This window comes from Trichococcus palustris, assembly GCF_900114465.1.
GTDB lineage: Bacteria > Bacillota > Bacilli > Lactobacillales > Aerococcaceae > Trichococcus > Trichococcus palustris.
This window is the reverse complement of the sequence record NZ_FOTD01000004.1, coordinates 1-13,191: the sequence shown is the minus strand read 5'-3', so window position 1 is coordinate 13,191 and position 13,191 is coordinate 1. Positions and strand designations below refer to the sequence as shown.

11 protein-coding genes are annotated in these 13,191 nt (G+C 49.8%); 4 read left to right on the top strand and 7 right to left on the bottom strand.

Annotated elements, in window-relative coordinates:
* Nucleotides 1-311 precede the first annotated feature (311 nt).
* The 7 genes from BM101_RS03710 to BM101_RS03680 all read right to left on the bottom strand — a co-directional run bounded on the left by BM101_RS03710 (nt 312) and on the right by BM101_RS03680 (nt 9,280).
* Nucleotides 312-1,292 carry a LacI family DNA-binding transcriptional regulator gene (locus tag BM101_RS03710; protein WP_087033540.1) on the bottom strand — a complete coding sequence of 327 codons (981 nt, stop codon included), beginning with the start codon at nt 1,290-1,292 and terminating at the stop codon, nt 312-314.
* 186 nt (nt 1,293-1,478) lie between these two features.
* Nucleotides 1,479-2,807, bottom strand: a complete 1,329-nt coding sequence (locus tag BM101_RS03705; RefSeq protein WP_087033539.1) for a DEAD/DEAH box helicase — start codon at nt 2,805-2,807, stop codon at nt 1,479-1,481.
* Between the two features lie 93 nt (nt 2,808-2,900).
* Nucleotides 2,901-3,899 carry a Gfo/Idh/MocA family protein gene (locus tag BM101_RS03700; protein ID WP_087033538.1) on the bottom strand — a complete coding sequence of 333 codons (999 nt, stop codon included), beginning with the start codon at nt 3,897-3,899 and terminating at the stop codon, nt 2,901-2,903.
* Nucleotides 3,900-4,600: 701 nt separating this feature from the next.
* Complete coding sequence (locus tag BM101_RS03695) at nt 4,601-5,902, bottom strand: mechanosensitive ion channel (RefSeq protein WP_087033537.1); 1,302 nt, start codon at nt 5,900-5,902, stop codon at nt 4,601-4,603.
* A gap of 529 nt (nt 5,903-6,431) precedes the next feature.
* Entirely contained in the window at nt 6,432-7,133 is a 702-nt protein-coding gene (locus tag BM101_RS03690; RefSeq protein WP_087033536.1) for a DNA-3-methyladenine glycosylase family protein, read from the bottom strand.
* Between the two features lie 198 nt (nt 7,134-7,331).
* On the bottom strand, nt 7,332-8,210 hold the full coding sequence (locus BM101_RS03685; protein ID WP_087033535.1) for an aldo/keto reductase: 879 nt from the start codon (nt 8,208-8,210) through the stop codon (nt 7,332-7,334).
* 200 nt (nt 8,211-8,410) lie between these two features.
* On the bottom strand, nt 8,411-9,280 hold the full coding sequence (locus tag BM101_RS03680; protein ID WP_177194355.1) for a metallophosphoesterase: 870 nt from the start codon (nt 9,278-9,280) through the stop codon (nt 8,411-8,413).
* A gap of 204 nt (nt 9,281-9,484) precedes the next feature.
* On the opposite strand from BM101_RS03680, the gene BM101_RS03675 reads away from it, so the two are divergent.
* The 4 genes from BM101_RS03675 (at nt 9,485) to BM101_RS03660 (ending at nt 12,927) form a co-directional block, all read left to right on the top strand.
* Nucleotides 9,485-10,402, top strand: a complete 918-nt coding sequence (locus tag BM101_RS03675; RefSeq protein ID WP_087033682.1) for a DUF1538 domain-containing protein — start codon at nt 9,485-9,487, stop codon at nt 10,400-10,402.
* Between the two features lie 12 nt (nt 10,403-10,414).
* The gene (locus tag BM101_RS03670; protein ID WP_087033533.1) at nt 10,415-11,080 is read left to right on the top strand and encodes a hypothetical protein; all 666 of its coding nucleotides are present in this window, start codon (nt 10,415-10,417) and stop codon (nt 11,078-11,080) included.
* 257 nt (nt 11,081-11,337) lie between these two features.
* On the top strand, nt 11,338-12,225 hold the full coding sequence (locus BM101_RS03665; protein WP_087033532.1) for a transporter substrate-binding domain-containing protein: 888 nt from the start codon (nt 11,338-11,340) through the stop codon (nt 12,223-12,225).
* 18 nt (nt 12,226-12,243) lie between these two features.
* Nucleotides 12,244-12,927 carry an amino acid ABC transporter permease gene (locus BM101_RS03660; RefSeq protein ID WP_087033531.1) on the top strand — a complete coding sequence of 228 codons (684 nt, stop codon included), beginning with the start codon at nt 12,244-12,246 and terminating at the stop codon, nt 12,925-12,927.
* The last annotated feature ends 264 nt before the right edge of the window (nt 12,928-13,191 follow it).

Here is a 13,191-nt window from a genome sequence, read left to right as displayed (position 1 = left end):
AACCAGTTTTGCAATTAGGGTAACAATCGTTTTTTGATGATAAAAGGCTCGTCGGGAATTTTACTCACTTTTCTCTTCTGATTCCCGGTGAACAGTGCTTCGCCGGTTTTTTGACGCACTTTTCTCTTGTAATGCACGATGAACAGGGCTTCATCGTGCATTTAACATATATTTCACTTGCTATTCCCATTGAACAGTTTTTCGCCGGGAATTTAATGTCCAGCGCCTTGTTCTACAAAAAAAGACCCTCAGAAACAGTAAGAGGACAATTGTCTCTCAACATTCCTAAGGCTCTCTCATTCATGAAACCTTTATTTTATTGCCTGCGTCGACTCTCGGATCATCAGGTGGTTGTCCAGTTTTTCCACATAGGGCATTTCTTTTCCTTCGATGAGCTGCAGCAGGATGTCGGCCGCCAAGATGCCCGCTTCATGGAAAGGGAAGTGGACGGTCGTGATCCGCGGATGGACGGCTTCCGTTATTTCATAGCCGCCGAAGCCGGCCAAGGAGAGCCGATTGGGTATGTCCATCTGCAGCTCGTGGGCCGCACGCATGATCCCAATGGCGATATTATCGGTCGCACCGATGATGAAGGTTGCCTTGGTTTCCGGCAGTACCTCCAACGCCAGTTTGTAGGCATCCATCATGGAGAAGCTCGTCTTGACGAAGGTATAGGTGATGTCCTTGCCGACGAAGGCTTTTTCGATTCCCTTGCGGCGAGTGATCCCGACCGCCTGGTCCGCCTCATCCACGCCGAAAACAAGGATGTTTCGATGCCCGTTCGCAACCGCATATGCACCCACGGAATAACCGGCCTTTTCATCGTCGTGGATGACGCAATGATAGTTCGGATGGGACTGCCCGACGATGACGACGGGGGTGGCGCTTTCCTCGAAGGCCTTTTCGTGTTCCGGAGTGATTTCGGCGGCGAACAGCACGATGCCGTCGACCTTTTGCTTGGCCAATGTGTAGATGGCTTCGATTTCCCGTTCCCGGTTCTGGTCCGCATTGGTGATGAGGAGCTGATTTTTGGAAAGACGCAAGCTGTTCTCCAGCCCCTTCAAGGCTTCATTCGTCGCATAGGAATTCAAGCGCGGGATGATGGCCCCGACCATATGCGTCCGTTTCGCCTTCAGGCTTTGGGCGAACTTGTTTGGCGTATAGTCGTTCCTCGCCACGATGGCATCCAGCTTCGCCTTTGTCTTCTCACTGACCGCTCCGCCGTTCAAGTAGCGCGAAACCGTGCTTTTCGCGACGCCGGCCTGTTTTGCGATGTCGTTGATGGTTACCATTTACAGTTTCCTTCCCTTTCCCTACTGAGCGTAGGTTTCCCAATAGCTAATGCTACGCTATGTCGCTCTAAATTATACACGTCCTACCTTTTTGTCGCAACGGTGCGACTCTTTCTTTTAATCCCTTACCTTTACCGAAAAAAAAACGACTCAATCCACAATTTGCGGATTGAGTCGTAATCTTTCTTATTGTTCCGATTGCTCGGCGCTCGGTTTTCTTCTGGCGCCTTTATTTTTTTGCGATTTGTTGCGGACTTTCTTTTTCGGTTTCGCTTTTTTGACGGGTTCGGGTCTGTATTCCCCTGATTCATCCGCCATTGGTCTTTCGACCGCTTTCTTCGGCGTTTTGACGGCAGCCGGTTTCCCTTCTGTACTGCGCGGTTTCGTTTCTTCGCGTTTCGGCAAGGTGTCGACAAGCTCGCCGCCGTAGATGAAGAATTCTTTCACTTCATCGGGGTGCGGCGCGAAACGCTTGACGTCACGAATAGCGCGGTCAGTCACCAATGACAGAACGATCCCTTTTTTGCCCATCCGGCCGGTTCTTCCGGACCGATGCAGGTATGCCTCTTTGGATAACGGAATATCGTAGTGGATGACATACGGCAATTCCGGGATATCGATTCCGCGTGCCGAAACGTCAGTCGTCAACAGGAAGGTCGCGTTCCCTTTGGTGAATTCTTCCAAAGCGTTCTTCCGTTGGGATTTGCCGTATTCGCTGTGCAGCATGCGCACGTTGATGCCTTCAAACTGCAGCTTTTGCGCCAAGTAATCCAATTCTTGGGTGGAATTCACGAATACCAATGCTTGCATCCCTTCGAGGTTACCTAGGCGGCGCAGCATTTCCGCACGTTTGCGGTTCGGCGCCTCGATGTAACCGTGAACGGTTTGATCGGTGAACTGGCCATCGCTGGTCGTATCGAACCAAAGCGGCTTCGTGTTGAACCATTTCTCGATGTCCTTCAGGTTTTCGCTGTTCGTTGCCGAGAAGAAGGCCATTTGGCGTTCGCCCGGCATTTTTTTCACTAATTCGCGCAAGGAAGAGAGATGCTCCTGTTTCAACAGGTAGTCGGCTTCATCCAAGACGACTGTCTTGACGTTGTGCAGTTTCAATTTCTTCTGGGTCGCCAATTCCATCAGGCGGCCCGGTGTCCCAACGACGATTTCGGGTTTTTCTTTCAATTTATCGATCTGGCGGCTGACGTTTGCCCCACCGATGATCACTTGCACGCTCAGGTCCTTCAAGGAGCCCCATTCGGAAAGGACGCGTCCTACTTGGTGCGCCAATTCTTGCGAAGGGACAAGGACGATCAGCTGCAACTCTTTGTTCGCTACGGTCTTTTGCAGCAAAGGGATGGCGTAAGCCAGTGTCTTCCCTGTTCCCGTTGGGGATAACCCGACCACATCTTTGCCTTCGGTCAAGGGTTTATAGACATTCTCCTGGATCGGTGTCGGCAACTGAAAAGACAGTTCGCGCCAGTATTTCTCGAATGGCATTGCCAATTCTTCCATCATCATATTTGTGTCCTCATTTCTGTATGAAGCGTGCGCCATTTCCGATGCGAAAGGACACAGGCTCCATCATTGTTTCCAATTTGTATAGGTTTCGTTTTATTCATCCGCAGCGAAGACGATGCCTGCTTTTCTGCGCAATGTTTCCATAATCCGGTTGACGTCGCGGCTCGTTTCCGTCCAACGTTCATAGTCTTCCATCATAACAGGATTTTCGGCATCATTCAAGACGCGGGCAAAAGCGCACACCTCATCGGCCATGGGATGTCCGGCGGAAGCTTCGGCCAATTGGTAGCGTTCTTCGTTCTCCCCGTCCATCATTTCGATGGATCGGATCATGTTGACGTTGTCCAAGACGAGAGTCTTCTTGCCGCTGTAAATTTCCGATGTGGCAAAGGAATTATAGATTTTGGAGGCATGCAGCGTAGCCGTGAAATAAGGGTAACGCAAGATCATCGTCCCTGCGCCGTCCACGCCCGTTTGGATCTTCTTCGCGGCATAGTCCACGTCATCAGGCACGCCGAACCAGGCGATGGCCGCGTACAGCAAGTAGACGCCCAAATCGGCAAGGGAGCCCCCGGAGAAATTCAGCGAGAAGATGTTCGGTTCTTCGCCGGCAAGCACTTGGTCGTAACGGGAAGAATACTTGGCGTAGGTGAAGGATGCCCCGTCGATTTCACCCAGTTTGGCGACTTCGCTTTTGACGATGGCGAAATTCGGTTCATGCAGATGGCGCGCGGCTTCGAATACGAAGACGTTCTTGGCTTTGGCTGCGGCAAAGGCTGCTTCCCATTCCTTCGTGTTCGAGAAGATCGGCTTTTCGACGATGAGATGCTTCCCGTTCGCGATTCCCAGCATGGCCTGTTCGAAGTGCACACTGTTGGGCGACGCGATATAGATGGCATCGATTTCCTCCAATGCTGCAAATTTCTCCAGATCAGTCATAAAAATATCCGCGCCGTAGCCTTCACCGAAGCTTTGGGCGTTGAATTGTGTGCGGCTGTATACGGCTTTGATGCGGAATTCCCCTGAATCGATCGCCGCTTTGGCGAACTCGTGCGCGATGCTGCTTGTTCCGATGATGCCTAATGAAATCATAGCTATATCCCCTTACCTGTAATTTATTCGTTTTTTACCGTTTCGTTCTTATTTTACACTATCGTCCGCGTTTTCGTTATCGATAACCCCATGCCTTCGTGAAGAAAAGCGGGATGTTATTTGAAAAACTAAATTCCAGTTGACTTTTTCAGACGCAATATCAAGTGAAATAGGGCCTCATCGGGTATTTCAATTTCTTCTAAGGGCATACTACCGGTGAACACGGCTTCGCCGGGGATTCTGGTATCTTCTTCTCTGTTTCGTGAATTCCGGCGAGCGGGGCCTTATCGGTTATTCCAACTTCTTCTAAGGGCATATTACCGGTGAACGCGGCTTCGCCGGGGATTCTGGTATCTTCTTCTCTGTTTCGTGAATTCCGGCGAGCGGGGCCTTATCGGTTATTCCAACTTCTTCTAAGGGCATATTACCGGTGAACGCGGCTTCGCCGGGGATTCTGGTATCTTCTTCTCTGTTTCGTGAATTCCGGCGAGCGGGGCCTTATCGGTTATTCCAACTTCTTCTAAGGGCAGATTACCGGTGAACGAGGCTTCGCCGAGTATTTTGCCCCTGATTTCCTCATAATAGCCGGTGAGCAGAGCCTCGGCGAGAATTGTTCACAAAAAAAGAGCATCCCGGCTCCAAAAGGAACCAGGATGTCAACAGACAGCTTGTAGTGGTTACTGCTTCTTGCAGTGTTAATGTTATTCAAACGGATACAGTTTTTCTTCTGCTTCCGTCTTCTCGGCGTCGCCGGAAGGATTCGCTGTTTCTTCATCAATCTTGTGATCAAGTTTTTGGAGCTGGTGTTTGGCAAATTCCTTGCCGCCCAGACCAAATGCTAGGGCAAATGCCACGGCCAGGCCGCCAATGATGAAGAGGAAGGCTGTTGTCACAATCGTGGAAGCAAATTTCAGCTGATCCAACGTCATGAAGACAGTCAATATATACAGGAGGTATTTGACCGTCTCGCCCATCATGGCGCTGCCGGTAGACTCCTTCAGGAATGCGGAGAGCGCATTCCCGCCAAAGATTCCCAATCCCAAAATAATGAGGCCAATCAGGACGGATGGCAGGTAGCCAATGATCGCAACCCCAATGGTGTTCAGCACCTCCAGTTTCAGCGCATGCAGTGCCTCCACCACGAAGAAGACAATGATGACAGCCTGTACAACCTTCGCGATTACTTGTGAGAGGCTGAGATGGGATTTCCCATTAGGGTTCAGGTAGTGGGAGAAGCGGTTGATTCCAGCGTTCTCCAACAGTCCTTCGAGAAGATTCGCCACAAATGTGGCAATCAGGGTCCCCACAATCAGCAGGATCACCGCTATCAGTATATTCGGGATAGCCGACAAAACCTGGTTCAGCACATTCACGATCGGTACAGAGATGGAACGGATCTGCAACGTATCTAGCGCCATAGTCAGTACCGGAATCAAGACTGTCACAAAGGCGACATTGGCCAGGACCCGGGCAATCGTATTCTTCTGTGCCTGTACTTGAGTAGGGCCGGATGGCGCACTCTGATTCGTGTTCTGGGTGTACTTGGAAATCCAACGGTCAACATTGATTGATTCCAGCAAGCTTTGAACTAGCTCTTTGACGAATTTGGCCACGAAATAGCCAACCGCCAAGATAATGGCTGCTCCAAAGAGGTTTGGCAGGAAGGCCAGGAAGCTATCAAACATGTTGGTGATCGGTGCGGCGATATTGGAGAGACCGATCTGCGAGAGAATACCCGGAATGAAGAAGAGCCAAATCAGGTAGTAGAAGACCTTCCCAAGCGAACCAAAGATGCGGCGTGCATCTTCCTTCGTGCTCGCAACCCCCCATTTCACAAATTTGTCATCGAATTTGAAAGTGTCCAATCCCTTCACCACAGCTTTTTTCACCAGTGTGGCGACAATCCAGGCCAATAGCAACAGCAACAGGGCGCCGAGGAGCTTGGGAAGCATGTTGACAAGAGAGACCCACAACCCTTGCAAGGCATTCGTCAGTTGGTCCATTCTTTTTTCCTCCTTCTAAGCATAAATCCATGAGCAGTTTTCCACATATTTAGTATAGCAGACAGGCAGTTGAACACGAAGCGAAAGCGCTTTCCAAAAAGCTTTTTTCACCCGTCGTACGTAAGAATCTGGATGAACGAAACTAACGAGAACCGACCGCCTTTGGAGAATATCGCATACAATAGTTCTAGGGGCGGCACAATCAGAAATGCCTTCGTTCAAGCGCCGTACAAGCCGATCAACCTTGACGGAAAAAAGTTGTTTCCCCGCCAAAAGACCCCAAACATCACAGTGCGACGTTTGAGGTCTTTTGGCAACCAGGGCTTCACCGGGTATTCCGATATTATTTGATTGGAAATACCCAGCGAGGCCCACCTCACCGAGAATTATAGCTTCTTCTAAAGGCAGATTACCGGTGAACGAGGCTTCGCCGGTTATTTCGAACTGATTTCCTCAAAAATAACCGTTCAGCGGTGCTTCGCCGGGCATTGCTCATAAAATTATTTATCAAGGGAACCGGTGCTCTCCGTCATAAGGTTTGCTTTTCGGCACGCTTCAGTTCTTTGCGCTGCTTCAGGCGCTTCTTTTTCTCGGCTTCCGTCAGCGGCGCGTAGTCCTTCATCTCCGGGAGGATCCCGACGGACACTTCCCACAGGTAGAGGCTCGCCACCGAACCATACGGCGAGTAGCGGCGTTTATATTTCTGGAACAGTTCCTTCGTGATTTTGCGGTGATGGTGCAGCATCCTGAGTCCGCGGTGGATGGCCAGGTCATCCCAGCTCATCACGTCCGGACGGCCCATCGAAAAGATGAGCAGCATCTCCGCCGTCCATTTGCCGATGCCACGCAATTGCGACAGCTTGTCGATCACGTCCTTATCACTCATGTCCCTCAGCGCAGCCAAGTCGCATTCCCCTGTAATCACTTTTTCTGCGGCTTCATGGATGTAGGTCGCTTTGCGGGTGGAGAGTCCGCATTGCTGGATTTCCTCTACCGTCGCCCGCTGGATATTTTCCGGTGTGATGGCCCCGAATTTAGCCAGCATCCTTCCCCACACCGTCTCCTGGGCTTTCATCGAAATCTGTTGGCCGACGATGTTATTGACTAAAGCAGAAAAAAGGTCCGCGTCGATCGGCCGCTCGATGGGTCCGATCCGGTCGATGACCGCCCCCAATGCGGCATCCTTTTCCTTCAGATAGCGAATAGCCTCTTCGTCGTAGTGAAAATTCATTCTCGTTCCATCCTCATTCCATTTCTTTTCTTTCCATTATACCTTTTTTCCATAGAAGGTTGTCTAACCACTGCCAAGGATGGCAAGATTTGCAAAACTCCGAAAAAAAACTGGAAATCCGAAGACTTCCAGCCGTTAGTTATGTGGGATTACGTCCCAAAAAGCTGTTTCACTGACTTTTTGGCATATTCTTATTGATTATTTTAGAGTGTGGGTGTCAACACCGATTCTCTTGCCGAGATTGTGGTCTTGGTGCCCTCTTTCAAAATTACTGGCTTGTTTGATGCGGGTGATTTTTTCCATTTCTTCATCCGTCAACATGAAGTCGAACAGGTCCAGATTTTCCTTCATACGGTCGGGATCCTTTGTTTTCGGAATTGGAATGATGTCGCGTTGCACAGCCCATTTCAATACGATCTGTGCTGGTGTTTTGTTGTATTTTTCGGCGATCTTGATGACTTTACCTTCTTCCAAGGCTCTGCCTCTTGCCAATGGGCTGTACGCCATGGACACGATATTGTTGTCGTAGCCGAAATCATCCACCTCTTCCATGTTGTGGAATGGGTTGATCTCCAATTGGTTAACGGCAGGTTTGATGCGGGAATTTTCCATCAATTCCTTCAATTCGCCGCGCGAGAAGTTGGAGACGCCGATACTTTTTACGCGTCCGGAATCTTTCGCATCTTCCAGCGCTTTCCAAGTTTCGATGTTCACGCCATCCTCTTTGCTAGGGCGGTGAATCAAGAATAAGTCGATTTGTTGCAATCCTAAGCGGGCAAAGCTGGCTTTGATGGCATCGGTCGCTTTGTCATAGCCCATTTCGTCTTCCCAGAGCTTTGTAACCACAAAAATGTCATCTCTGGAAATACCAGCATTGATTGCTTTATTGATTCCGCGGCCTACGCCGGCTTCATTTTTGTACATGCTTGCTGTGTCAATCAGGCGGAAACCGCGCATGATGGCCATGAAGACTAGTTCTTCGGCTTCAGCATCGCTGACATCCCATGTCCCAAAACCAATACCAGGGATTGTAAAACCATCGTTCAAAGGCATCCTATCCATTAAGCTCTTTACCATGATAATCCACGCTCCTTCTACTTATTACCTTAAGTGTAACCCAATTTAACAAGAAATACAAAAGATATTAATGCGCTTTCATAAAAAGAATGTAATCCAAAGTTTACAGTAAGATTTGCCTGAATCGGCGGGCAAATGGCGGTTCAGGCAGGCATTCTGGTTGGGGACGTCCGCTTCCGGCCGTCCCTGATTCTGATTCCTTATGCTGTCGTCGTATCCTTTGTCAAGGTCACGACGACCATTTCCGGCCGGTTGTTGATGCGGAATGGGAATGAGGATGCTCCGATGCCGCGGCTGATGACGATTTTTTTCGCCGGATTGGAAAGCAGGACATAGACGCCTGCAGTGCGTTTTGGCAGATGGCCTTGTCCCGGCGCAAAGAGTCCGCCCACTTTCGGGATGCGGACCTGCCCGCCGTGTGCATGGCCGGCGAAGGTGAGGTCCGGCGATTTTTCCGGATCGGCATGGTAACGCAGGAAGTTTTCCGGCCGGTGTGCCAGCAGCAATCTGGTCTGCCCCACCCAATCGTTGCGTACTTTGATCTTCTTCAAGAAATCCTTCGTCATCTTCTGGACGGCAGCCTTTTTATCGGTCAGCCCCATGATGACGATCGGTTTCCTGCCCGTTGCCATGACGCTGACCGCTTTGTCATCCAGGAACGTGATGCCCGTTTTCTGATAGATGTCGACCGAAATGTTGTACATCGGCGAATGGCGGTCATGGTTGCCGGTGATGGCGTAGGTCGGTGCAATGTCGGCGAGCGCACGGAAGAATTTTTCTGCCGCAAAGGGGTCGAAAGGACGGTCCCCTTCAATCTGATCGCCCGTCAGGAAAATGAAATCCGGCTTTTCGTCCCTGACTTTTTCGGTCAGTCTTTCCAGATCCACCTGTTCCCGCGGCATATGCAGATCGGCCAGCTGAACAATCTTCAAGCCCTCATTTTCGGCTGCCAAACTCTTGACCGGGATGCGATAGTCCGTCTTCTCTATCCAGGTGTTCTGAAGGTAAAGGTAACCGGCCGCCCCTGCCAACATCGCGGCGCCAAACAGCCCATTATTTTTTTTGCTCATTTTCATCATCCTAACTTTCATGGAAACACTTTATTTCCTTCATTTTAATGCTTTCCCGCCGTTCCGTCAAAGTATATGCGGCGGTCCGCGAATGAAATCCCCGGAGAATAAACGCGCCTATAAATATATGCATATTGGCCGTTTGCCCGAATCAAGAACGTGTCACTTTCTATTTGATAAACGATTTGTTTGCCATTGACTTTGATGCTGGCTTTGGCGATTGGGGTCGCTTCGATGAACCACCGCTCCCAATCAGCTGAAAAAGATAGCTTCGGTCTGGTCGGTATCGCCTCCACCGGTGCAATCCTGGCCGTCCTGATCATGGGGTTATTCGTCCATTCGAATGAGCCGCTTTCCGGCACGATTCCAGCCGGTTCCGATTTGACGACGCATTGGTCAATCCCCTTTCAGCATGAACTGCCGAAGATCGCCGGCGAAATTCTCTTGGCCGTTTCGCCGATTCTGCTCATCTTCATCATCTACCACCTTTTCCTTTCCGAAGTTACGCTGCCGAAAGCGTCATTCAATCGTATCTTCTTCGGGATGGCCTACCTGTTCATCGGTCTTGTGCTCTTCTTGACGGGGGTCAATGCCGGTTTCATGGCAGTCGGCCGGAAATTGGGGGTGCTGATTGCCGGCATGACTAGTTCGATTCCCGTACTTGTCATCGGCTTCCTGTTGGGTGTTTTGGTCATTTTGGCGGAACCCGCTGTGTATGTGTTGACGCACGAGATAGAAGATGTTACAAATGGAAGTGTAAAGCGTACTGTCGTGTTACTTGCCCTATCCATCGGGGTTGGCTTGGCCGTCCTCTTGTCCGTCATCCGCGTGCTTGTCCCTTGGTTGGAGCTGTGGCATTTCCTCGTGCCGGGATACCTGATGGCAATCATCCTTTCCTACCGAGTACCTAACCTATTCATCGGGATGGCGTTTGATGCGGGCGGTGTGGCATCCGGTCCGATGACGGCCACGTTCATTCTGGCCTTCATCCAAGGCGTAGCTGAAATCACACCGGATGCCAATGTTCTTTTGGAAGGCTTCGGCATGATCGCCATGGTAGCCATGATGCCGATTCTGTCGCTGCAATTTTTGGGTATCATTTCAAAAAATAAGAAGATATAGGAGGGATTCGCGGTGAGTGTTCAACTTGAAAAGGATGGTTTCTATGATGTCATTTTTGTCATCGTCAATATCGGCAAAGCCAGCAAGGTTTTGACGGAAGCGAAGAAAAAAGGGATAACCGGCGGGACCATCTTCTCCGCTTCCGGTACGGTTTCCAGCAATCTGTTGCGGACGATCGGCTTCCAAGAAGTGAAAAAAGAAATATTATTTATGGTCAGCTCCCGAGAAAATACGTTGCCTGCCATTGAACATATCAGCACTTTGTTTGAATTTGAACAACCGAACCGCGGCATCCTCTTTTCCACCCCCGTTGCGCACCTTTTGGGCACGCACGGGGAACTCCTGATCCTGGATGTGCAGGCTGCCCCTTCCGTATCCCGACATGAGTGCTTTCTTACTGTTGCGCCTGCCGGTTCCAGCGATGCGGTCGTCGCAGCGGCAAGCTCAGCCGGTTCGCGCGGTGGCACGTTTTTCCACGGGCAAGGGGTGTTGACGGATCCGTTGCAGATATTGTTCGGCATCGGACTTGATACCGGTCAAGACATCATCATGAATTTGGTGGCATCCTCCGTTGCCGGTGCCGTCGAAGCGGCCATCGTGGAGTGCCTCCAGCTGGATGAACCCGGAAACGGCATCCTCTTCAGCTTCGATGCCGAGAATGTGCGCGGCATCCGTTGAAGATCAGTTACCTGCAGAAAAGGACCCTTTCCAGGGTCCTTTTTCTGTATCATTCTATTTAAATTCTGTACTATTTTCGAAAAACAAAAATAGTTTTCTGTATCAATTTTTGAACGGAAATGTTTTGATTGCTCAAAAATTAACTAATTTATACATAAAACAGACGAATTTTTCTGTATTATTTTTATTGCCTTCACACTCGTTTAATGCTATCTTTAGTCTAGTTTATAACTTACTTTAAAGGGGCGATTTAACGGATGGTTAAGAAGAAGAAATTTTTATTCGGTGGTTTAACGGCTTTATTAGGTTTAACATTGGCGGCTTGCGGCAGCGGAGCTACAGCATCAAGCGACTCAAGTGCGACAGCAAGCAGCAATACGGATACTTCCTGGTCGGCAATCAAAGAGGCCGGCGTGATCAAAGTGGCTACCTCAGGCACGCTGTACCCTAATTCTTACCATATTAAAGAAACGAATGATTTGACCGGCTACGAAGTCGAAATCATCCGTGAAGCGGCAAAACGTTTAGGGGTGGAAGTCGCATTTACCGAAATGGGTGTTGACGGCATGTTAACATCCGTCAACAGCGGCGCCGTTGATATTGCAGCAATCGGAATCGACCGCGCTGGCGAAAATGCCGATAAATACAACTATACAATTCCTTATAAATATTCCTTCGGAGCAATGGTCGTCCGTAAATCCGACGATTCCGGCATCAAGACATTGGAAGATTTGAAAGGAAAGATCGCTGCAGGCGCAGCAACGACAACCTACATGAAGGTTGCTAGACATTTTGGGGCTGAAGAAAAAATCTATGACAACGCCACAAACGACATGTATTTATCCGATGTCGCGAACGGCCGGACAGATGTCATTTTGAACGATTATTATGCGCAAAAAATGGCGACAGCCGCTTTACCAGATATCCCAGTAAAAGTGCATAATATCTTCTATAACCCATCGGAAACGAACTACGCCATCAAAAAAGGGAACGACGAACTGACAGATAAAATAAACGGCGCTTTGGAAGAAATGAGAGCAGATGGAACCTTGACGGCGTTGTCTAAACAATTCTATGGCGGCGAAGATGTTTCTGTCCAACTCAACTACGATTTCCCGATCATCGATGTCAGCGACGTAAAATAGGAAGCAGGTGTTTGGAACATGGCTGGCATACAATGGCAGTATATCTTTAATCCATCGCTGGCTTTAGACAGCATACCGTTTGTCCTGAAAGGCTTGGGCTTTACATTGGGTATATCGCTGACCAGCATGATCATTGGCACTCTCCTTGGATTCTTTCTGGCATTGATGAGAATGTCCCGCTTCAAGCTATTGCAGTGGCCGGCACGGATTTACATTTCCTTCATGCGCGGGACACCGACGTTGGTTTTTCTATTTCTGCTCTATTTTGGTTTTCCCTTCATCGGCATCCAATTTACGGCCGTAACTTCCGCCATCATCGGCTTCAGCCTAAGCTCTGCCGCCTACAGTTCGGAAATCATCCGCTCCTCCCTCTCTTCCGTCAATCATGGACAGTGGGAAGCGGCTTATGCTTTGGGGCTGAAATGGTCCTTCATCATGCGGAAAGTGATTGTGCCGCAAGCTTTGCGGATCGCGATTCCGCCGATGAGCAATGTCCTATTGGATCTGATCAAGGGCTCTTCCTTGGCGGCGATGATCACCGTTCCGGAAATGTTCCAGAACGCGAAGATCGTCGGCGGACGCGAATTCGACTACATGACGATGTACATTCTGGTCGCCCTCATCTATTGGGCAATCTGCAGCATCTTTTCCATTTTTCAAAATCGCATCGAAAAGAAAGTATCTTTATACATCGAACGCTAAGAAAAAGGCTGTCTCAAATAAAATGAGATAGCCTTTTTTGAACCCTATTTGCGGAAGTGGAATGGCGAACTCCACTGAAGGAGGTGTGCGTCGGAGAACGGAGTCTTCCGTGGTATGCTGTTCCGACAAGGCGAATGTTGGCCGGAGCAGACTTATTTCCAGGCAGCCTAACTCCGGCGAAGCCTAGCTGTCCGGAGGTAACATTTTTTGGGATTCCCTGCTCCGGCGGAACTCCGGTTCACCGGAGGAGAGTGGCGAGCTCCG